Below are 21,523 nucleotides of genomic sequence, written 5' to 3'. Positions count from 1 at the left end.
CCCTGGCTCCCCATGCGTGGGTCAGGCAAGGGAACCGGGGCCGCGCCCGGCATGCCGCTGCACAGTGAATGGAGCGGCCTACACCCATGATTTAGGAGGTGACGAAGATGGACGTCATCCTGGAGACACGCGGCCTGACGAAGCAGTTCAAAGGCTTCACTGCCGTATCCGGTGTCAATTTAAAGGTTCAACGTGGCCATATCCATGCGTTGATTGGACCAAATGGCGCAGGCAAGACCACCTGCTTTAACTTGCTGACGCAGTTCCTGGTTCCGAGTAGTGGGGCGATTATTTACAACGGTCGCGACATCACCGCAGCAAAACCCTCCCAGTTGGCGAAGAATGGAATTATTCGCTCGTTTCAGATGTCCGCTGTATTCCCGCATCTAACGGTGCTGGAGAATGTGCGGATTGGCCTCCAGCGTTCGCTTGGCACCTCATTCCACTTCTGGAAGAGCGATCGCACACTACATCGCCTGAATGGGCGAGCGATGGCATTGCTGGAGGAAGTTAACCTCGCCGCGTATGCAGACACCACCACGGTCGACCTGCCATATGGCCGGAAGCGGGCGCTCGAGATTGCCACTACCTTGGGCATGGAACCGGAACTCATGCTGCTTGACGAGCCGACCCAGGGAATGGGGCATGAAGATGTCTCCAAGGTTACCGAGTTGATCAAACGCGTCTCCGTCGGCCGAACCATCTTGATGGTTGAGCACAACATGAATGTGGTCTCCGGCATCTGCGATCGCATCTCCGTATTGCAGCGTGGAGCGCTACTGGCCGAAGGAACGTACGCGGAGGTATCCGCGATCCCGCAGGTCATGGAAGCTTATATGGGTACTAGCAGCGGATCCCTGGCGGGATCGCATTGAACATTTGGGCGACCTTGCTCGCCCGGGAGACGTTCGAATGGAGAAGGCGCTTGAGGTCGTAGACCTACATGCCTGGTATGGCGAGTCCCACATTCTGCATGGGCTCAATTTCTCAGTGAACGAGGGAGAGGTTGTTACGCTGCTTGGCCGAAATGGTGCCGGTCGAACCACGACCCTGCGGGCAATCATGGGGATCACAAGTAGCCGGAAGGGATCCATCAAAGTTAATGGAACTGAGTCGGTGCACATGGCAACCCACAGGATTGCCCACCTCGGTATCGGCTATTGCCCCGAGGAGAGAGGAATTTTTTCCGCGCTGACGACGCAAGAGAATCTGATGCTGCCGCCGACATTGTCGAGATCGGTCCGCGGCATGTCGATTGACGAGATCTACGACATGTTTCCGAACCTGGCGGAGCGAAGGAATAGCCCAGGCACGAGGTTGTCGGGCGGAGAGCAGCAAATGCTTGCTGTAGCGAGAATTCTCCGCACCGGCGCAAGGATTCTGCTGCTTGACGAGATATCGGAGGGCCTTGCGCCTGTGATCGTCCAGGCTCTGGCTAGGATGATTGTCATGCTGAAGGAGAAGGGATACACCATCGTCATGGTCGAGCAGAACTTCATTTTTTCGGCGCCGCTGGCGGATCGCTTTTACGTTGTCCAGCATGGGGAAACGATCGAGCAGTTCACATCGAGCGAACTTCATGAAAAAACCCCGTTGCTGGGTGAGCTGCTGGGGGTATGACTGAGATGAGCGAGATATTTGGAGTTTCAGTGTCGGCACTGATGAGCCAGCTCTTGATTGGCCTTGTCAATGGCTCCTTCTACGCGATGCTTTCGCTCGGGTTGGCTGTGATTTTCGGGCTGCTCAACGTCATCAACTTCGCGCATGGCGCGCTCTACATGGTCGGAGCATTCCTTGCCTGGATGGGGATGAGCTACCTTGGCATTAACTATTGGGTGATGTTATTGGTTTCGCCCCTCATTGTGGGAGTTTTGGGCTTTGTCATCGAGCGCACGATGCTGCGTTGGCTATATAAGGTCGATCATGTTTACGGGCTCCTGCTGACCCTGGGCATCACCCTGGTGGTAGAGGGAGTGTTCAGGGCTGCCTACGGCGTCTCAGGGCAGCCCTATGCAGTGCCGGATGCGCTCGCGGGGGCCCTCGATCTAGGCTTCATGCGTTTGCCCACGTATCGGGTATGGGTAGTTGCAGCCTCGCTTCTCATTTGCATGGGCACTTGGTACGTGATCGAACGCACGAAGCTCGGTGCCTATCTTAGGGCGGGAACGGAGAACCCGAAGCTGGTCGAGGCATTCGGTGTCAATGTGCCGTTCATGGTCACGCTGACTTATGTGTTTGGCGTGGCGCTTGCAGCGTTTGCTGGAGTTCTCGCCGCCCCGGTGATTCAAGTGTCTCCCCTGATGGGATCGAACCTGGTCATCACGGTCTTCGCGGTGGTGGTGATTGGTGGTATGGGATCGATCATCGGTTCGATACTGACAGGTCTTGGACTTGGCGTCATTGAGGGAATGACACGCGTGTTTTACCCGGAGCTGTCCGCGACCGTGGTCTTCATCCTCATGGCGATCGTGCTGCTGGTACGGCCCTCCGGCCTGTTTGGTAAAGAACATTGAGGGAGTAGTCGATGAAAAGGACAGTTCTCTGTTTCATTGCGCTGTGCGGCGCCGTTGTCTTGCCTTCAGTGATCTACCCGGTGTTGCTGATGAAGGTCATGTGCTTCGCACTATTCGCCTGCGCCTTCAATCTGTTGATGGGTTTTACCGGGCTTCTTTCGTTCGGGCATGCTGCACTGTTCGGCGCGGCGGGCTACTTGGCAGGATATGCTTCAACGAAACTTGGCATGCCGTTTGAAGGAGCGATTTTTCTCGGCGTGCTGGCATCTGCGGTGCTCGGGTTTCTTATGGCCCTCCTGGCGATTCGCAGCAAGGGCATCTACTTCACCATGATTACGCTTGCGCTGGCGCAAATGGTCTACTTCATCTTTCTTCAGGTTCCCTTCACGGGTGGCGAGGACGGTATGCAAGGAATTCCACGAGGCAAACTTCTGGGACTGATCGACCTTACTAACGATTCGGTCATGTATTGCGTCGTTCTGGTCATCTTCGCAGCCGGCTTTGCCCTCATTGCGCGCATCGTTCATTCGCCGTTCGGTCAGATCTTGCGGGCGGTGAAGGAGAACGAGCCTCGTGCCATCTCGCTTGGATACGATGCGGATCGCTACAAGGTGCTCGCCATCGTTCTGTCCGCTGCATTGACGGGACTTGCCGGCGCGACAAAGGCATTCGTGCTGGGTTTCGAGACCCTGGTCGATGCTCACTGGCAAATGTCGGGGCTGGTGGTTTTGATGACGCTGGTAGGTGGAGTTGGCACGCTCACCGGTCCGATTGTCGGTGCTATCGTTATCCTCATCCTCGAGAACAAGCTCGGCGAAATTGGAGCGTTGCTCGCGAACCTGACACATATTGAGTGGCTTCGAGGGCTAGGCGAGTCGGTAACGATCGTGACTGGGTTGACATTCATCGTCTGCGTGCTCGCTTTCCGCAAGGGAATCGTAGGCGAGATCAATGCGCTCGCATCCAGAAGGCGTCCGGCCGGCAACGCATCGGCGGCTCCTAACGGGGTCAGTGCCGTACAGGAAACGCCCTGAGCGGCCTGGGAATATCCGGGACATTCGGCTACATGTTGATGAACCGAATGCCGTGGCCAGATTTAGTTCAGACAACGCCTTCTGGCGATCGCCGATGTGTGCAATATTGTTTAGGTGACTCCGGCGAGTTGCTCAATGGCTAGCACAAGGAGGAGAAATCGATGCGCGTATTTCAAGTAGAGAACGGCTGGTCTATGGAGCATGTTCAAATGACCACGCGCCCACTGCCGACTCCCGCACCGGGACAGGTGCGGCTGAAGATGTGCGCCGCAGCGTTGAACTATCGCGACCTCATTATCCCGAAGCGCGGATATGGCAAGCGAATGCAGGGACTGCCCTTGATTCTGCTCAGCGACGGCGTTGGGGTCGTGGACGCCATTGGCGATGGCGTTTCGCGAGTGGGGCTGGGTGATCGCGCCTGTCCGGTCTTCTACCAGACCTGGATAGCCGGCGAACCAAGCAACGAAAGCATGCTTTCAAGCCTGGGTTGCGAACAGGATGGAACCATGAGTGACTACATGGTCGTGCCCGCCGAAGGCGTTTGTCATGTCCCTTCACACCTGAGTAACTTTGAGGCGGCCACATTGCCCACGGCGGCTAGTCACTGCGTGGCGTGCTTTGGTAAAAGAAGGGCGACTGAAGGGGGAGACAAGGTCCTGTTGCAGGGCACGGGAGGCGTTTCTCTCTTCGCCTTGCAGTTCGCCAAGTCGCTGGGTGCGCATGTGATCATCACTTCGTCGAGTGACAAGAAGCTGGCGCGGGCACGAGAGCTCGGTGCGGATGAGACCATCAACTACACCACGGATCCGCAATGGGGACGGTCCGTCAAAGCGATGACGGACGGAGCTGGGGTTGACCACGTCATCGAAGTCGGAGGAGCGGGGACGCTCGAGCAGTCGCTGCGTGCAGTTCGCACGGGGGCACCATCAGCATGATCGGCGTGCTCTCCGGTTCAGAACCCAAGATTCCCCTCGGCCAGGTTGTAACGCGCCATGTTCGGCTACAAGGCATTACCGTCGGAAGCCGGGCGGACTTCGAATCCATGGCGGCACATATTGCCAGAAAACGACTGCGTCCGGTCGTCGACAGAGTATTTCCGTTCGAAGCATTGCGAGACGCCATGGATTACCTGGCTACTGGCCAACATTTCGGGAAGATCTGCATCAGTCATGCCGGCCAGATGGCGAATAACTGATGCTCCGAATAGCGACGCAGCTAACTATCGTAGATCGCGGACAGTGCTCTCAATCTGTGTGATTGGCAGCCAGTTCCGTGATCGCTTCCCGGCTGCCCGCTAACGCACGCAAGCGATACTTCTGAATCTTCCCGGTTCCCGTCTTGGGTAACGCCCCATACACGACCCTTGTCGGGCATTTGTAGTGGGCCAGACGGCTGCGGCAGAACGCAATGATCTCAGCTTCCGTCGGCGTTGCCACACCGTTCTTGAGTTCGATGAACGCGCACGGCGACTCGCCCCATTTGGGATGCGGTTGTGCCACGACAGCGGCAATCAGCACGGCGGGATGCTGGTGGAGGACGTCTTCGACCTCGACCGAAGAAATATTCTCTCCGCCTGAAATAATCACGTCCTTCGACCGATCGGTAATCTGGACGTACCCGTCCGGATGCACGACCGCGAGATCACCCGTGTGGAACCACCCACCTGCGAACGCCGCCTCGGTGGCCTCGGGGTTCTTCAGGTAGCCTTTCATCACGATGTTGCCGCGCAGGAGCAATTCGCCCTGTGTCGTGCCATCCCAGGGAACCGATTCCATCGTCTCCGGGTCGGCCACACGGAGCCCTTCGAGGCCAGCGGCGCGGTTGCCCTGGCGGGCCATCAGGCGGGCCTTCTCATCCCCGGATTTTTCATTCCATGCGGGATTCGCGTACGAACTCACCGGTGTTCCTGACGCTTCGGTGATGCCATATACATGCTCGACGTCAAAGCCTTGCTCGATCACTGCCTTGAGTACGCTTGCAGGCGGCGGAGACCCAGCGGTGCGGATGCGCACAACGTGCGAGAAGGGACGGCGCTCCTCCTGCGTCGCGGTGGCAAGTGACGCAAGCACGATCGGTGCGGCGCAGAAATGGTCGACACCATATGCCTCGATGGCACGGAAGATGTTGGCCGCGGTTACCTTGCGCAGGCAAACGTGGGTCCCGGCGGCCGCCGTGATGGCCCATGAAAAACACCAGCCGTTCGCATGGAACAGGGGAGCGTCCACAGGTACTTCGGCGCGCGCGGCATTCCCCAGTCTGTCAGCTGCAACATGCTCATAAGATATGCGCCGCGATGACTGGGCACCACGCCCTTGGGGTCGGAGGTCGTGCCGGACGTATAGTTCAGCGCGATCGCGTCCCACTCGTCCTCGGGCCAGACTCCGGGGAAGTCGGTGTCGCCTTCGCGCAGGAATTGCTCATACTCCATTGCGCCGATCGGTTCACCTGCCGGCGCCAGCGCGTCGGCAATGTCGATCACCAGCGGTGCATTCGGCAGGCCTTGCAAGGCCTCGGCAGCCAGTGCGGAGAATTCGCGGTCCACGAACAACACCTTGCATTCCCCGTGCTTGATGATGAACCGAAGACCGTCGGCATCCAGGCGGCAGTTGATCGCATTCAGCACGGCACCGCTGAGCGGAATGCCGTGATGGGCTTCAACCATTGCGGGCGTATTGGGCGCCAGGATCGACACCGTGTCGCCGCGGCCGATGCCGCGCTTGACGAGCGCGCTGGCGAGTTGCCTGCAACGCTCCCTTGTCACCTTCCAGGATTGACGAACGGGGCCATGGATGATGGCGGCGCGGTCCGGATACTGCTCGGCACACCGGTCAATAAAGTGGAGGGGCGTGAGCGGCACGTGATTCGCGGACTTGCGCGCCAGTCCGACCTGGTAGATGTTCGTGTCCATGCGTTGTCTCCTGCAGGTTCTCGAGGCTGGCGCGAGTGCTCCACCAGCGATTGATCTTAAGGGGCTGACGATACCGCTCATGGCGAGCAAACAATGTCTTGCACAGGACAATGCCGTGCTCAAAGTATCCGCAGCCATCTGACGCGATTGTCGGCTACGTGACAGTGAGGAATCTGGGCCGGCACTACGCTCCTTCCCACACGCTCGTGTGAGCTAGTGAGAAGGGGATGCGAAAGTGGAAGCAAACAGATTAGCGTCGCCGCCTGGCGAGTTGGCAACGATTCGTCAGGCCGTGGAATGGGCCATCGTCACCCGCCGCAGCGTGCGGGCCTTCCTGCAGAAGACGGTCCCGATCGAAACGATTGAAGCGATCCTCGACGTGGCTCGCTACGCCGCAACAGGCGTCAATATTCAACCGTGGAGGGTCCACGTGGTTGCCGGAGAGGCAAAGGAACGCCTTTGCGAAGCGATCCAGCGCGTCGATGACGATCCTGCGCTTTCCACCAGCCATTCCGATGAATGGGACTACTACCCGGAGAAGTGGGTCTCGCCGTATGTGGACCGTCGCCGTGCATTGGGATGGCAGCTCTACGGGCTGCTTGGCATCGAAAAAGGCAACAAGTCGCGGATGCAGCAGCAGCACGGCCGCAATTACCTGTTCTTCGATGCGCCGGTCGGATTGCTCTTCACCGTGGAGCGAGTGATGAGCGAGGGCAGCCTGCTTGACTACGGGATGTTCCTTCAAAACATCATGGTGGTCGCCCGTGCACACGGGTTAAGCACCTGCCCGCAGGCAGCGTTCATGAAGTACCACACGATCATCGAACAACAGCTTTCGCTGCCGCCAACCGAGAAGTTCCTGGTGGGAATGAGCCTTGGCTACGCAGACGAGAGCCGCGTGGAAAACACGCTCGTGTCCGAGCGTGGCCCGGCGTCTAGCTTCACCACCTTCCGCGGCCTGGAACACGCATGAGCGAAATTTTCACAACAATGACTTGATCCATCACGAATGGAGGAGACGATGAAAAAAGATATCGATGTGCAAAAGGTTGCAGAGACCGCCCGGTTCTCCGGGTTTCACGGCATCATCTTGTTTTGGTGTGTGCTGATTCTCGTGCTCGATGGCTATGACTTGGCGGTCGTCGGCGCCGCACTTCCTTCGATCATGAAGGAAATGGGCGTGGACGGCACCAAGGCTGGATTCATGGCGAGTTCGGCTCTGTTCGGCATGATGCTGGGCGCTATCTACCTGGGGACGCTTGCCGACAAGATTGGTCGCAAGCTGTCGATTTGCATCTGCGTGGGGCTGTTCAGCGTGTTCACTGCCGCTGCTGGCCTGACCAGCGATCCGGTCAGTTTCAGCGCGATGCGCTTTCTCGCCGGGTTGGGGATCGGCGGTGTCCTGCCGGTAGTCACTGCCCAGATGGGAGAGTTCGCCCCCGGCAAGATGCGGGCGAGATTGGTGACGATCGTATTTGCCGGTTATTCCATCGGCGGCATTCTGGTCGCCCTGACCGGCAAGCAGCTCATCGGCGCCTACGGATGGCAGGCCGTGTTCTTGGTAGCGGGCCTACCGGTGCTCTTCATTCCGTTCATCCTGTGGACGATGCCGGAATCGATGGCTTTCCTCGCCAAGAAGAATCGGCAGGAGGCACTCCGGCGTGTTGTACAGAAGATCGCGCCGGAGCTACGCATCGCCGATGACGATCGTCTTGTTGTACCGCAGGAAGCGATGGCGTCCAATGCTCCTGTCAAGGCATTGTTCGCCAATGGCCGTGCGCTGAGCACTGTCATGCTGTGGACGGCGTTCTTCACCGGGCTTTTCATGGTCTATTCGCTCAGCTCGTGGCTGACTAAGCTGATGGCGATGTCTGGCTACAGCCTCGGATCGGCGCTGAACTTTGTGCTGGTGTTCAACATCGGCGCAGCATGCGGGGCGATTGGCGGTGGGTGGCTGGGCGACAAGTTCAACATCAAGCATGTGCTGGTGGCCTTCTACGCGACCGGTGCGGTGTCGCTCACCCTCATGGGATACACGAAGGCTACTGAGCTGCTCTTCGTTCTTGTCTTCGTCGTCGGCGCATCGACGCTCGGTACGCAGTTGCTCGCGTACGCCTACGCTGGCGAGTTTTACCCCGGCTCCATTCGATCGACAGGCGTCGGCTTCGCCTCGGGAATTGGCCGTCTTGGCGCCATCGTGGCACCGGTGCTGATTGGGATGCTGGTCGCTATGAAGCTGCCGCTTGAGCAGAACTTTCTTGCGATCGGTATTGCCGGTGTGATTGGAACGCTTGCCGTCATGCTGGTCGACCACCGCCGCAGTGCCTCCGTACAGAAGACGCAAGACAATTCGCTCTCCTCGCTGGATGCGCAGGTGTCCACTCATCACTAAACCACTCTTACCAATATGCGAATTCAGGACAATGTTTTTGTAGTGACGGGCGGCGGCTCCGGGCTGGGCGCCGCCACGGTACACGCCCTTGCCGAAAATGGCGCGAAAGTCGTGATCGCGGACCGCGATGCGGATGCCGGTGAAGCTGTCGCCAAAGCATCAGGCGGTGCGTTCGTGCGGACCGATGTCACGGATGAAGATAGTGTGCAAGGCATGTACGCCTTCGCAGCGCGATTGGGCGCACTGCGTGGAGTCATCAACTGCGCTGGCGTGGCACCCGCCGAGAAGATCATTGGCAAGAGCAGAGTGCATGCCATGGCTTCCTTCAGCCGGACGATGCAGGTCAACGTCGGTGGCACCTTCAACGTGCTGCGCCTTGGGGCGGAGATCATGGCCGCGCAGGAGGCAATGGCGGATGGCGAGCGGGGCGTCATCGTCAACACGGCTTCCATCGCCGCCTTCGATGGCCAGGTTGGGCAGACCGCCTACGCCGCTTCGAAAGGCGCCATCGTCGCCATGACGTTGCCGCTGGCGCGCGAGTTGGCGCGCTTCGGCATCCGCGTCATGACTATCGCGCCGGGAATCATGGCGACGCCAATGCTGCTGGGTATGCCGGCAGAAGTGCAAAAGGCGCTTGGGGAGGCCGTGCCCTTTCCCCAGCGTATGGGTCGGCCAACGGAATTCGCAGACCTTGTGAAACACATCATCGGCAGTCCATATCTGAACGGTGAAGTGATTCGTCTCGATGGCGCAATCCGCATGGCGGCAAAATAAGGAGAATGAATGTGATGACGAAAACAAACGATTCAGTGGTGATCGTTTCCGCGGCCCGCACACCGATCGGTGGATTCCAGGGAGATCTGGCATCGTTGACAGCGCCGGAGTTGGGTGGCGCGGCCATCGAGGCCGCCGTGCAACGGGCGGAGATCGATCCCGCGTCAGTCCAGGAACTGCTGATGGGGTGTGTCCTTCCTGCCGGACTCGGGCAAGCCCCGGCGCGGCAGGCGTCCATCAACGCAGGCCTGCCGCTTGGTGTGCCATGTACGACCATCAGCAAGGTCTGCGGTTCGGGCATGAAGTCGGTGATGCTTGCCCATGACCTGCTTCTTGCGGGATCGAATGAGCTGATGGTGGCAGGCGGCATGGAGTCGATGTCGAATGCGCCGTATTTGTTGCCGAAAGCGCGCGCGGGATACCGGCTTGGCCACGGCAAGCTCATCGACCACATGTTCCTCGATGGCATCGAGGACCACTATGGCGAAGATACGCGTGGCCGGTTGATGGGAACGTTTGCGGAAGATTGCGCCGACGCGTATCGATTCGGCCGGGATGCACAGGACGGGTGGGCGGTTCTCTCGACGCTGCGTGCGCAGGCGGCCATTCAGGCGGGGCACTTTGCCTGGGAGACCGTGCCGCTAACTGTCGCTGGCCGCAAGAGCAGTGTGACGGTCCGGGAAGACGAGCAGCCGCGCAAGGCTGACCTGAGCCGCATTCCTGCGCTGAAGCCCGCTTTCAGAAGGGACGGCACGGTGACGGCGGCAACCTCTAGTTCTATTTCGGACGGCGCCGCGGCGCTGGTGCTTACCCGCGAGTCCGTCGCCGAGCGCATGGGCTTACGCCCCTCGCGAGAATTGTTGGTCATTCAAGCCATGCCCAGGAGCCCGCCAAGTTCGCGACGGCGCCGATTGGTGCCATTCGTAAGCTCCTGGATCGCACCGGATGGGCGGCCTCCGATGTCGATCTGTGGGAAATCAATGAGGCGTTCGCGGTGGTTGCGATGGCGGCTGTTCAGGATCTCAGGCTGGATCGGGACCAGGTGAACGTCCACGGCGGTGCCTGCGCACTGGGGCATCCAATCGGCGCCTCAGGTGCGCGAATTCTCGTCACGCTGCTGGGTGCGCTTCGAAGAATTGGTGGTAAGCGAGGTATCGCAAGCCTCTGTATCGGGGGCGGTGAGGCTACCGCTGTGGCTGTCGAGCTGGTCTGATGCCATCCATGGCAACGTGGCGCGCCGCCAATTTCCAGTGCGCGTCGCGGCAGCCCCTGCGGCGTCCTTCAGTCACCGATGTGGGCGAACTGCCGCAGCCCTTCGAGATCGAGGATCTGTATGGCGCCATACTCCATCGCAAGCATGCCGGCTTCGGCCAGTTCGCGCAGCGCCCGATTGGTGTTCTGCCTCGACAGTCCCGAGAGACGACCGACCTCCTCCTGAGACAAGCTCAGTGTCCGGCCGGTGGACGGGTAGAGTTGCTGGTGAAACAGCTCGGCCAGGCAGAATGCGACGCGAGCTGCTGCTTCATGCAGGCGCAGGTTGTGGACCAGGCCAACGTAGTAGCCGCACCGGGCATTGAGCTGGTCGATGACATAGCGGCTGAAGGCGGGATTGCGTTCAAGGAGCCAAAGGAAAGTCGCGCGGGGCACAAAGGCCACGCGGCTCTCCTTGATCGCAACGACCGAATATGGGCGCGGCTCGCTCTTCAGGACCGCGCCCTCACCAAACCACGATCCTGCCGGAACGCCGGCGAACGTGATGGCCCGCCCGCAAGCCGAGGCGGTGTCGACCTTGACCATGCCTTCGATGACGGCCAGCCAGTGATCGGCCGGATTCCCACGATGACAAGCGACGCCACCCGCGGGATATTGGCGCTCGTAGATGTCGGCCTGCACTCTGGCTTGTTCCTCGGCCGCCAAGCCAGCAAACCATATCGAGCTTTCGACGAAGGATTCGAGTGAGGCGGAGCGGGGCGATTGCGTGCGCAAGAAAAATTCGGGCGCAATGGATCGTTCCCCGTGCGGGTTACACAGCATTTGCATGACAGCTCCTTTCTTGCGTGGGCGACGCGTGCCGACAGCCAAGTGCTGCTACGGTTACAATCACGGCAGCGACGCGGGCGAATCGGCCGGCACCGCGTTCTTCCGCCACTCACGCAGGACGAACCGCTGGATCTTGCCGCTGGGTGTCTTCGGCAACCCGAAGACGAAATGGACCTGTCGCGGATACGCATGGGCGGCGTAGCGGTTCTTGACCCACTGTTGGATTTCCGCTGCCATCTCGGGCCCTGGCGTGGCGGAGGATCGCAGCACGACGTAGGCTTCGATGACCTCACCTCGTATCTTGTCGGGCATCGCAATGACCGCACATTCGGCAACAGCGGGATGGGCGGAGATGACCGATTCCACCTCAAAGGGGCCGATGCGATAGCCCGCCATAATGATGACGTCGTCCTCGCGTGAGGAAAAAAGAAGGCGCCGGCGTCGTCCATCCGACCCAGGTCACCAGAGAGATAGTACTTGCGGCCGGCGGCAAACTTCTCGGCGCTCTTCTCTGGTTCGCCTTCGTAACCGGAAAACCAAGAAAACGGGCTTTCGCCGATCTCGAATGCCACGCGGCCGACTTCACCGGCCGGCACTTCCACATCTTCTGCACGGTCCAGGACAACAGCCTTCCATCCGGGCATGGCAATGCCCATTGAGCCTGGTTGTATCCGCCTGGCGAGGCGGGGATCGTGATGATTGTTAATCAGCATTCCGGCTTCGGTCTGCCCATAGTGGTCATGGACCTTGACGCTCAGTGCGGCCTGGGCCCATTCGTTCACGTCAGGTGTCAGGGGTTCCCCAGCGCTGGAAGCGCACCGCAACTTCAGGCCGCGCGGCGCGGGCACATCGGAGCACATGAGCGAACGGTAGACAGTCGGTGCGGCGGCGAAGCTGGTGACACGGTATTCGTCGAGTACGCGATACGTCGCCGCCGCATCGAAACCGCCTTTGAGCATCAGGCTGTGGACGCCTGTACTGAGGGAGCCGATCACGCCAAAGTAGAGGCCATAAGCCCAGCCCGGATCCGCAGCGCACCAGTAGACGTCGTCGTCGCGCAGCCCGATTCCGAATTCAACATAGGCGCGGAAGGCCGCTATTGCACGTATTGGTACCACCACCCCTTTGGGCTTGCCGGTGGTGCCGGAGGTGTAGATGTGAATGAATGGAGCGTCGCCGCCAAGTGCGGTCGGTACGATTGCTGGACCGTCATATGCCATCACGTCATTGAAGTTTTGTGTGCAAAGACTATCCGGCAATGCTTGGCTTTCGCCAATGATCACGACGTGACTCACGTCCGTTGTCGGCAGGTCGGTGTCCGTCGTCGTGAGTTTGGACGCCTGCGCGCCGTCGCAGATCACCACCTTTGCGGCGCTTCCCGCGAGCCGAAGCGCAATGGCGGGTGGCGCGAATGCGGTGAATAGCGGTACGTGCACCGCGCCAAGGCGCCAGATGGCCATCAACGAGATCAGGTATTCCGTACTCTTGCCCGCCAGCGTGGCCACCCGGACCCCGGGGCCGACCCCCAAGGAAGCCAGCCCTGCAGCGAATGATGCCGAGCGCCGCTTCAGGTCGCCGTAGGTCAGGCGCTCTGATCGTCCCTGGGCGTCGACGATATCGTATGCAACACGCGTCGCTTCATACCGATCGCACAACAACCACGCAAGGCAGGCGCTGCGCTCGGAGTATTGGCCCATCAACTCTGCCACACGGCGCTCCAGGTCCGGGCGGAAGGACTGCGTGTCCATGCGTGTCTCCTTGCACTCAGCGCGGTCATGCTGCCGCTCTTAAGTGAAATCGTGATTTCACTTAAGGCTACGGCGCGTCCCGTCATCTGTCAAGGACGAGCTAGGCAGGGCAATTACTAGATAAGGGCATTCTTCCCGCAGAATTGCGGCGCAAGAGACACAAACCGTATGCGGCGATATTTTGCTGTAAGTGGAACAGCAGTTCATTTTGTGCGAAAGGAGTGTCGCGCTGCTTGCATGAGCCGCGAACGATGCACGCTTAAGGCGGGAAACTCAGCGGGCGACCAGATACACCGCGAAGGCAGAAAGTGATAATGGTTGCCGCCTGAGGGATCAACGGCGCGGTATCAGGTCGGGTTTCGGAGCTCAGCGGCGCGACGAGCCCTTCGAACAGGCAGCCGACGATGCAGTCCGCCGAGGCCGCAGCATCCTGGGCTGGAAACTCGCCGTCGGCAACGCCCTGCTCGATGATCGTCTTGAATACCCTGGACAACGCACGGTGATAGGTCAGCCTTGCGGCCTCCACGTCGGGCTCGACCGGCTCAGCAACCAGTGCGTGCGCGAGCCGGCGACCTCGCAAGGCACGACTGGCGAAGGTCCAGGCGGCTGCACCGAGCCGCTCGCATGCAGTCCCGTCGCCCATGGCGATGCCTGCGACCACATCCACTTCCCGTTGCGCCGTGGTCTTGACGACTTCGACCATGAGCTCGGTCTTGGAGGGAAAGTAGCGGTAAAGCGTGCCAATGGCGATGCCCGCGGCATCAGCGATAGCCGTCATTTGTGCCTCGCGAAATCCCGACCGTGAAACCAGGTCCCGCGCAGCTTTGAGAATAAGCGGATGCTTGTCAGCGCCGCGGCGCCGGATGCGAACACGCTGGGGATTCAGAAGATCTTCCATGCCAGGCTACTCGTCGCTCTGCTCGCGCCAGGAAAGTGCGAAGCCATCGATAACGCTGAGCCAATTATGCCACCGGATCCGGGCAAGCCGCCTTCGCCGGCTCGCGCCAGGGCCGTGATCAGAATCCTTGGGCCGAACCGGTGTCAGCAGTAGCTGAAATTCCACGGCGCGAGCAGGGGACGTTAGCGTTCGGCAATGTCACGTGCGAGACATTCTCGGGTGTAGCGAGCCGCTAGATTCGGAAGTCTATGGCGACAGTCAGCCGGACCAAGGCTGGTATGCAGAAGGAGCGACGATGGTGCGCAAAGGGCCGTTCCGCTTCTGACCACCCGGCTGCACCATAAAAGCCATATTCAAGGAGACACCATGACCTTCCCTCGTAACACATTCGCTGGCTTTCTAAGATCGCACAAGAGCCTGCAGGCCATTAACCCCAGGACGCTCACTCGTTCAAGCCTGGTCCTGACTGCAACTGCTGTGCTGCTCGCTTCCTGTGGTGGTGGTGACTCACCGCCGAAGACTGCTGAGGCAGCCTGCAACGAGCTATTGAATCAGGAGTCTGAAGGGGCCAAGATTACACGCGCAACGTTCGCGCCCGCCAGCGGTAATGTGCCAGAGTCTTGCCTTGTTCGCGGCGAGATGCCCAAGGAGCTCGCATTCGAAGTGAGAATGCCGACGACCTGGAACAATCGTGTTCTCTTCATGGGCGGGGGCGGTTTCGACGGTGCGATATATCAGAGCGCGTATAGCCCGGGCGTTGCCGAAAGCGGCTACGCCACTATCGCAACAAATCACGGACACGATGGAGAGAAACACCCAGAGGGTTCATTCGCGCTTGACGCCCAGTTGTTGCAAGACTACGCAGATGGCGCGGTACCGAAAGTGCTTGCATCCGCCAAGGCAGTTCTACGTAAGCGCTATGGTGATGCCATCAGCAAATCCAAGTTCGTTTATGAGGGATGCTCCGGTGGTGGTCGGCAAGCCCTGATTCAGGCGCAACGCCATCCCGACCTTTTCGATGGCATCATCGCGAGGGCGCCTGCGAACGCATACACAGGCCAATTCCTGTGGTATCAAAAGATCCTCAAGCAACTAGCCAAGCCTGGGGCTGGTCTCAGCGTCGGAAAGGTGCAGACAATCGCCAGGTTCACGCAGGAAAAATGCGACGAGCTGGATGGCCTGAAGGACAACATCATCAGCAGGCCCGCGTCATGCAACGTCGACCTGACGGCGCTGCGGTGCACCGGTATGGAATCGGATTCCTGTCTGACTGACGCGCAGTTGGAATCTGCGAAAGCCTTGTACGAACCCACAAGCGTTGCAGGTGGGCGCTACACTTGGGCTGCATTCCCGCATGTTGGCGGCGAAACGGCAGATGACTCTTCATGGCAGGCCGTGGGGGCACGACCTACCAGATCCTGGGTGGCGACTACATGAGGTACTTTGTTGCCCAGGATCCTTCGGTCGACCCGCTTAATGTGGACCCGCAACAGTACACGACTCGACTTGACTATCTGGCCAGCCTGATCGATGCGGTCAATCCGGATCTCAGCAAGTTCAGCGCCCGCGGTGGCAAACTGGTTTTGTTTCACGGCACTACGGATTGGCTGATCACCCTGAATAACACGACGGAGTACTACAATAAGGTCGTTGCTTCGGCGGGAGGGCAGGCTGCTGCGGATCAGTTTGTCGAATACTATGTGCTTCCCGGAAACGATCATTGTGCCGCCACGCCAAATGGTGGGAATGGGCCCGACATGGTTGATCTCGTAACCCCGATGTTTGAGTGGATTGAAAAAGGCGCAAAGCCGTCGAGCCGAAAGATCGTCGCTACCCGCAGCGTAGAGCCTGGAACGGGCATGCAACGCCCTCTTTGCAAGTATCCCCAGTATCCCAAGTACAACGGAACTGGTGATCCTAATGCAGAGACCAGCTTCACTTGCGTATCTGGAGAATAGCGTTTGGTTCAGGGCCGTCGGCCGGTGCTGGCGGCCAACTCACCACACACAAGCATAATAGATAAGGCTAGGAGACGGCGGAATTGCTATCCGACGTCGGTGGGAACAGGCTTCGTTCTGCCTCCATCAGCGACCGCCGTTGAAGATCGCTGGCTATTACAGGATCAGGAATGCCAGCGGCACCAAGGTCCGTTATCTGGGGCGCACAAGACTCTGGAATGTCCGCTTGATGCCGTTGGCCAACGTCGGAAGATGGCCGGGAAGAGCCGTCCGCCGCCGTGTCGGCCAACGGCGCTTCATCGGCCGTTTCGGTCATCGACGATCTGGAGCCGACTGACCTAAACTGGCCGGGAACGGGACACCATTCTTAGGTCAGCGCAATTCGAAGCAATCGACCGTTGCGCCAGATTCCTGATTGACCGTCAGGTTACTCGTTTCCCCATCACCAGCGTATAGCCGTCTGCAGCGGACTTGCCTCCGATGGCTAGGCCAATATTGCCGCCCGCGCCAGGCCGAGTGTCGACGACGAACTGCCACTTAGTCAGTTCGGTAATCTTGGTTGCCAGGAGACGTGTGGCGGTGTCCGTGCCGCCACCAGGGGGACTCGGCGAAATTAGGTGGATCGGCTTGTCCGGAAAGCTCTGCGCACTCACGAGGGACGTGGCCCCGAGAAGTGCGACAAGCGATGTGAGTCGGATGACGTTGAGGACGTTCTGGCGTAATGGTGTACGCCTGGAGCAGGGCAGGGGCGCCATTATCCAATCATTCGGCTGCATGATGGCTCCAAATAGTCTTGTGGAAGTTTTTGGGCCTTTGGGTTCATCGAGTAAGGCGCTCGATTTCGCGCAGCTCTGCGGCGAACACGGGTTCGTATTTTTCTCCCGCAGCGCCAACCGAGAGGTCAGTCAGCTTGTTCTTCTCAAGATACTCCGTGTACATCTGGCTAGCGCGCGCTTGCAGCAGAGCTTTCTGCAGTTCTTGGTATGCCTTCGGATTCCTTTCAGCGAACTCGGCTGACACAACATATACCCCATACCGTTGAAGGAAAGTCGGGGAAGGCATGGCTATGCCGTAGGCCGTCAGAAGATTCTTGAGCGTGTCGGCCTCTGGCCAACGCGGGCTCTTGCGGTCACCGCCGATGAACAGAGCAGTGGTCTTGGAGCGCAGGTTGAAGCGATTGAAATCGTCGCCAAGGTTTGCGGTGACATCACCGGCCAGCAGTGCATTGATAGCTTCGGAACCACCCTTGTAGTTGACAATCGTGACGTCAACCTTGAGTTGCTTCACGAGCCAGTGCGCATAGGTCTCTTGGGCAGTGTTGCCTGCTACTGAAATCGACACTTGGCCGGGCTTGACCTTCGCTTCGGCGACGAACTTGGCAAAGGTGTTCAGTTTGGAATCGTTCCGAACAAGAAAGACGCGAGGTTCATGTAGGTCCACTAGAATCGTGCGGAACTCATTGCCCTTGAAGTTTCCTGTCCCCTTCGCGATCACGAGACTCAGGTCCGGTTGATTGATGGCCAGAATCGCGGAGCCATCCTTACCTTCCCGCAGGAGTGCGCTGGCGGCAATTTGGCCACCCGCGCCAGGCCGATTCTGAACGACAACGTTTCGGCCGAGGACTGACTGGAGGGGCGCGGAGATTAGGCGTGCGAATGCATCGGTGCTTCCACCCGGCGGATACCCGACGATAATTTGGAGCGGCTTCTCGCCTTGCGCTGACGCGACGCGAGGCAACACTGTCGCAAGTGCTGCTGCGCCAATCGCCGCAGTGAACCGCCGGCGGCCTTTCGATGCTAGACTCATTGCTTGCTCTCCGGTTACTTATGACAAGGATTAGCCCAAAAGGCGGTCGTCGTAGGGGGTCGTGTTGAGTTGCTCATAGCCGTTGGCAGTGACGACCACGACGTCCTCAAGGTGAGCCCCGCCGACTTCCGGCTGGTCCGGGAGGACGATGCGCGGCTCAAGGCACATGACCATGTTTTCTTCCACAACGAAGTCGACACGCCGGTCAACGAGCGGCTCGCCATGAAGGCCATAGCCCAGTTGGTGCCCCGTGTTCCCCGTGTAGACGTAGTCTCCCCAACCCGAATCAGCGATGACTTCGCGTGCGCGCGCATCAATCTCCTTACCGGTTACCCCCGGACGGATCATCTTCTTCGCTTCCTGAAGGGCGAGGTGGGTGGCGCGGTAGACTTCCCGCTGCTTCGCTGTGGGTTCACCACCGCAGATGACGGTGCGGCCGAGGTCGGCGGTGTAACCCTTTACGACAGCGCCCAGGTCGAAAATCACCATTTCACCGGCCTGGATTATTTTTTCGGTCGCGATGCGCTCGAACATCGACGCGTTCGAACCTGAGGCTACCAGCGGAATGAAGGGCTCAAATTCGGAGCCGGCCCGACGCATCGCATAAACAGCTTCTGCCGCTACGGAATGCTCGCTTACTCCCGGCTTGATTGCCTTGATGGCAGCCAAAGCACCGAGGTCAGCGACCTTCAGCGAGTTGCGAATCAGGTCAACTTCAATCGGGTCCTTCACTGCGGTGAGTTGTAGCCACATGGAAGAGACGTCACCAATCTCCAGATTCGGACAGGTTTCGCCGAGCCCCTTGTAGACCATGTGCGGCATGATGTCGGTGGCGACGCGGCCGTTCGCGACACCGTAGTCGGACAGCATCTTGGCAATGGTCTCGTGCCACTTCGATACGTGCGGGAGTCGACGAGCATCTTCAATGTCCGACTTGAAACGGATACGCAAGTCATCGCTTCCCGAGATGTAGCCGACAACCGGCGGTTTTCCCTTGACAACCAGTGCGACGTACTCGGGCTCTAGGAATGGGCGGAAGCCCTTCACGTAGAAGTCAGATACCCAACGGACTGCTTCGGCCTTGAAGAACAGGAAGGCGTCGAAACCCGAGGCTTCCAGAGCTTTCTGCAGCTTCTTTTGTTTGATGGCATGGAGAACGTCGCCGGCATAGAAGCTGGGTGACTGCTTCTCGAAGTGGATTTCCTTGTTCATTTTCGGGAACTCGCTTGGTGAAAGGTTGAAAAACTGTTTGTCAGGGCTTGCTGTAGCGGAGCGCGGCGACCATCGGCGATGGCCTGGAAAGCTTGCACGGCTGCAGTGATGGAGGACCCGTCGATATGTCGGTGAGTAACGCAGCGCAGCAGGGTGGGGCCCCACGGCCGAACCAGCACGTTTCGGGTTCGCAGTTGGGTCTCCCAGTCCTTCGCACCCATGCCGGTGTTGGAAACATCTACCTGCACAATGTTGGTTTGAGGTTGTCGGATTCGAAGACCTTGAATGCCTTCCAGTCCGCCAGCCAGATCCTTCGCATGTTCGTGATCCGAGCTCAGGCGCTGGACCATGGTGTCGAGGGCCTCAAGGCCCATGGCAGCGGCGATACCGACCTGACGCTGTGCACCGCCGATCAGTTTGCGAAGCCAGCGCGCCTCGCTGATGGTTTTTTCAGGGCCAACCAGTACAGCGCCCATTGGGGCGCTGAGGCCTTTTGAAAGACAAACTGATATCGTATCGGCTTGAGCGCCGATGACCCGGGCAGGCACTTGCAACGCGATGGCGGCATTGAAGAGGCGAGCGCCGTCCAGATGAACATTGACTCCAGCCGCATTGCTCATTTCGTAGACCGTGCGCATATGCTCAAGTGAGGCCACTGACCCACCTTCGTTGTTGTGCGAAGTCTCGGCGCATACGAGGCGAGTTTTGAGATTGCCCTTTGTCGACGCAAAGGCTGCTGCCAACGCATCAGGGTCCAACGCTCCACTCTGGTCCGGAATGGCCTGGTAGAAGGCGCCGGTCACGGTGGCGGCTCCACGCTCCGCCGTGTAAATGTGCGAGGCGGCCCCAGCCAACACCATCTCCTGCCGTTGCACTTGCGCAAGAATGGCCAGAAGGTTTGCCATGGTCGCGCTAGGGACGTACAGACCTGCTTCTTTACCCAGAATAATTGCGGTGGACTGTTCGAGCGCTTGGGCGGTCGGGTCACCATCGAGACCATCGTCGCCGAGCGGCGCAGACAGAACGCGCTCATACATCGAGGTCGTCGGCAATGTCACAGTGTCGCTACGCAAGTCGACGTGGATCGAAGGTTGATGTTGGGTCATGCTTACTTAGCTCAAGGAGTCGGTTCTAGGCCTGTCTTCCAACGCTTTCCGGCCTGGGATTGAGCTAAGTTTAGGATCCTGTGACTTTGAAGAGAAGTGATAAACTCAGATTTCAACTTTGAGTTTTGCTTATGAATCTCAGTGCGTTTCATACACTCCGCGCGATACTGGTGCATGGCAACTTCACCGCTGCGGGTGCGGCCGTTGGCTGTACACCCAGCGCGGTGAGCCTACAGATCAAGCAGCTTGAGCAGTATCTGGGGCAGCCGCTTTTCGACCGGAGCACCCGTATAGTTCGCCCCACGCCCTTTGCGATCGAGGTTGCGGCGGCGGCTGCAGAATTCAGTGACCGCATCGAGTCGATGCGTTCTCGTCCCTCTCTAAAGGTGGAAGGCAAGATGCGGCTAGGGGTTATTACTAGCATGCAGAGCGATATGCTTCCTGGTGCACTTCGGGCCTTGCGTGAAAAACACCCTGCGCTCGACGTTCGCATCCCACCGCTTAATGACACAGACGAGCTTCTGGTCGAGCTGCGCGCTGGTCGGATAGACGCGGCGTTGTTGGTGAGACCTGAGAATGGGGGCTCCACGCGAATGACGTGGCATGACATATGGCGCCAGCCATATGTCATGCTCGCACCGCCTCGGGTTTCAGGCATCGAACCGAAAGCGCTTTTGAACAAATTCGGCTGGATCGGCTATGACACAAGCCTTTCGGGCGGGCGAGTGGCCGCTAGACACGTACGCGAACTCGCACCCGGCATTTCTCCGACACTAGAGCTAAGGTCAATGGATGCAATTGTGTCGATGGTCTCGCTCGGCATGGGGGTTACTGTGGTGCCACAGCCGCGACGACCGCTGATCGATGCATACCTGGTTACGGAAATCAGTTTGGGACGCAGTGCGCCATTTCGACGCATATCGCTCGTTTGGAGGCGGTCGGAAGACGATGACAGAAGAATACAAGCAGTCGCCGAGGTGTTTGCCGTGGGCACATAAGCATGTCTTTCCTGTGCTCCTTTGAGCCGCGCGGCGTTACTAATAGGATCGCCGTTGTCTGACACGATGGATCGGCCTTATTGAGCTTCAGACGCCGAGGTATGGCGTGTCTCGGTGAGTGCCGATCAAATATTGT

19 protein-coding genes and 3 pseudogenes are annotated in these 21,523 nt (G+C 59.1%); 14 read left to right on the top strand and 8 right to left on the bottom strand.

Features of this window, described 5'->3' with window-relative positions; genetic code table 11:
• Positions 1-107: 107 nt before the first annotated feature.
• The 6 genes from OMK73_RS05860 to OMK73_RS05835 all read left to right on the top strand — a co-directional run bounded on the left by OMK73_RS05860 (position 108) and on the right by OMK73_RS05835 (position 4,742).
• The gene (locus OMK73_RS05860; protein ID WP_267601156.1) at positions 108-875 is read left to right on the top strand and encodes an ABC transporter ATP-binding protein; all 768 of its coding nucleotides are present in this window, start codon (positions 108-110) and stop codon (positions 873-875) included.
• Positions 876-912: 37 nt separating this feature from the next.
• The gene (locus OMK73_RS05855) at positions 913-1,620 is read left to right on the top strand and encodes an ABC transporter ATP-binding protein (protein WP_267601155.1); all 708 of its coding nucleotides are present in this window, start codon (positions 913-915) and stop codon (positions 1,618-1,620) included.
• A gap of 5 nt (positions 1,621-1,625) precedes the next feature.
• Positions 1,626-2,513 carry a branched-chain amino acid ABC transporter permease gene (locus OMK73_RS05850; RefSeq protein WP_267601154.1) on the top strand — a complete coding sequence of 296 codons (888 nt, stop codon included), beginning with the start codon at positions 1,626-1,628 and terminating at the stop codon, positions 2,511-2,513.
• 11 nt (positions 2,514-2,524) lie between these two features.
• Complete coding sequence (locus OMK73_RS05845) at positions 2,525-3,547, top strand: branched-chain amino acid ABC transporter permease (RefSeq protein WP_267601153.1); 1,023 nt, start codon at positions 2,525-2,527, stop codon at positions 3,545-3,547.
• Positions 3,548-3,708: 161 nt separating this feature from the next.
• Positions 3,709-4,482, top strand: a complete 774-nt coding sequence (locus tag OMK73_RS05840; RefSeq protein ID WP_267601152.1) for a zinc-dependent alcohol dehydrogenase family protein — start codon at positions 3,709-3,711, stop codon at positions 4,480-4,482.
• Complete coding sequence (locus OMK73_RS05835; protein WP_267601151.1) at positions 4,479-4,742, top strand: zinc-binding dehydrogenase; 264 nt, start codon at positions 4,479-4,481, stop codon at positions 4,740-4,742. Before OMK73_RS05840 ends, OMK73_RS05835 begins: the two co-directional genes overlap by 4 nt.
• Before the next feature lie 49 nt (positions 4,743-4,791).
• On the opposite strand, the pseudogene OMK73_RS05830 reads toward OMK73_RS05835, so the two are convergent.
• A pseudogene (locus tag OMK73_RS05830) lies at positions 4,792-6,455 on the bottom strand (AMP-binding protein).
• Between the two features lie 235 nt (positions 6,456-6,690).
• Between OMK73_RS05830 and OMK73_RS05825 the strand changes: the two are divergent.
• The 4 genes and pseudogenes from OMK73_RS05825 to OMK73_RS05810 all read left to right on the top strand — a co-directional run bounded on the left by OMK73_RS05825 (position 6,691) and on the right by OMK73_RS05810 (position 10,834).
• A complete protein-coding gene (locus OMK73_RS05825; protein WP_267601150.1) occupies positions 6,691-7,428 on the top strand; it encodes a nitroreductase in 738 nt (245 codons plus the stop codon).
• Between the two features lie 48 nt (positions 7,429-7,476).
• The gene (locus OMK73_RS05820; RefSeq protein ID WP_267601149.1) at positions 7,477-8,847 is read left to right on the top strand and encodes an MFS transporter; all 1,371 of its coding nucleotides are present in this window, start codon (positions 7,477-7,479) and stop codon (positions 8,845-8,847) included.
• A gap of 15 nt (positions 8,848-8,862) precedes the next feature.
• Complete coding sequence (locus tag OMK73_RS05815) at positions 8,863-9,621, top strand: SDR family NAD(P)-dependent oxidoreductase (protein ID WP_267601148.1); 759 nt, start codon at positions 8,863-8,865, stop codon at positions 9,619-9,621.
• Between the two features lie 14 nt (positions 9,622-9,635).
• Positions 9,636-10,834, top strand: a pseudogene (locus tag OMK73_RS05810) (acetyl-CoA C-acyltransferase).
• A gap of 68 nt (positions 10,835-10,902) precedes the next feature.
• On the opposite strand, the gene OMK73_RS05805 reads toward OMK73_RS05810, so the two are convergent.
• Positions 10,903-11,703, bottom strand: coding sequence for a Crp/Fnr family transcriptional regulator (locus OMK73_RS05805; RefSeq protein WP_267601147.1), 801 nt, complete (start codon positions 11,701-11,703; stop codon positions 10,903-10,905).
• Between the two features lie 18 nt (positions 11,704-11,721).
• Positions 11,722-12,057, bottom strand: a complete 336-nt coding sequence (locus OMK73_RS05800) for an AMP-binding enzyme (protein ID WP_267601146.1) — start codon at positions 12,055-12,057, stop codon at positions 11,722-11,724.
• A gap of 20 nt (positions 12,058-12,077) precedes the next feature.
• Here OMK73_RS05800 and OMK73_RS38135 point away from each other — a divergent pair, with 20 nt between their 5' ends.
• The gene (locus tag OMK73_RS38135; protein WP_324291666.1) at positions 12,078-12,320 is read left to right on the top strand and encodes a hypothetical protein; all 243 of its coding nucleotides are present in this window, start codon (positions 12,078-12,080) and stop codon (positions 12,318-12,320) included.
• Here the strand turns inward: OMK73_RS38135 and OMK73_RS05795 are convergent.
• Together OMK73_RS05795 and OMK73_RS05790 are read right to left on the bottom strand one after the other, a co-directional pair.
• Positions 12,288-13,358 (bottom strand): annotated as a pseudogene (locus OMK73_RS05795) (AMP-binding protein); the annotation flags it as partial. The gene OMK73_RS38135 and the pseudogene OMK73_RS05795 overlap by 33 nt on opposite strands.
• 310 nt (positions 13,359-13,668) lie before the next feature.
• Positions 13,669-14,307, bottom strand: a complete 639-nt coding sequence (locus OMK73_RS05790) for a TetR/AcrR family transcriptional regulator (RefSeq protein WP_267601145.1) — start codon at positions 14,305-14,307, stop codon at positions 13,669-13,671.
• A 366-nt stretch (positions 14,308-14,673) separates the two neighbouring features.
• On the opposite strand from OMK73_RS05790, the gene OMK73_RS05785 reads away from it, so the two are divergent.
• Together OMK73_RS05785 and OMK73_RS05780 are read left to right on the top strand one after the other, a co-directional pair.
• A complete protein-coding gene (locus tag OMK73_RS05785) occupies positions 14,674-15,744 on the top strand; it encodes a tannase/feruloyl esterase family alpha/beta hydrolase (protein ID WP_267601144.1) in 1,071 nt (356 codons plus the stop codon).
• Complete coding sequence (locus tag OMK73_RS05780; RefSeq protein WP_267601143.1) at positions 15,741-16,265, top strand: tannase/feruloyl esterase family alpha/beta hydrolase; 525 nt, start codon at positions 15,741-15,743, stop codon at positions 16,263-16,265. Before OMK73_RS05785 ends, OMK73_RS05780 begins: the two co-directional genes overlap by 4 nt.
• Before the next feature lie 819 nt (positions 16,266-17,084).
• Here OMK73_RS05780 and OMK73_RS05770 read toward each other — a convergent pair.
• The 3 genes from OMK73_RS05770 to OMK73_RS05760 are packed head-to-tail and all read right to left on the bottom strand — an operon-like array spanning position 17,085 to position 20,389.
• Positions 17,085-18,071 carry a tripartite tricarboxylate transporter substrate-binding protein gene (locus tag OMK73_RS05770; protein ID WP_267601142.1) on the bottom strand — a complete coding sequence of 329 codons (987 nt, stop codon included), beginning with the start codon at positions 18,069-18,071 and terminating at the stop codon, positions 17,085-17,087.
• 30 nt (positions 18,072-18,101) lie between these two features.
• The gene (locus OMK73_RS05765; protein WP_267601141.1) at positions 18,102-19,283 is read right to left on the bottom strand and encodes a M24 family metallopeptidase; all 1,182 of its coding nucleotides are present in this window, start codon (positions 19,281-19,283) and stop codon (positions 18,102-18,104) included.
• A complete protein-coding gene (locus tag OMK73_RS05760; RefSeq protein ID WP_267601140.1) occupies positions 19,280-20,389 on the bottom strand; it encodes a GntG family PLP-dependent aldolase in 1,110 nt (369 codons plus the stop codon). Before OMK73_RS05760 ends, OMK73_RS05765 begins: the two co-directional genes overlap by 4 nt.
• Positions 20,390-20,520: 131 nt before the next feature.
• On the opposite strand from OMK73_RS05760, the gene OMK73_RS05755 reads away from it, so the two are divergent.
• Positions 20,521-21,387 carry a LysR family transcriptional regulator gene (locus OMK73_RS05755; RefSeq protein ID WP_267601139.1) on the top strand — a complete coding sequence of 289 codons (867 nt, stop codon included), beginning with the start codon at positions 20,521-20,523 and terminating at the stop codon, positions 21,385-21,387.
• Positions 21,388-21,523 lie beyond the last annotated feature (136 nt).

This window comes from Cupriavidus sp. D39 (assembly GCF_026627925.1).
Classification (GTDB): Bacteria; Pseudomonadota; Gammaproteobacteria; order Burkholderiales; family Burkholderiaceae; genus Cupriavidus; species Cupriavidus ulmosensis.
This window is presented reverse-complemented; position numbering and strand designations above follow the sequence as displayed.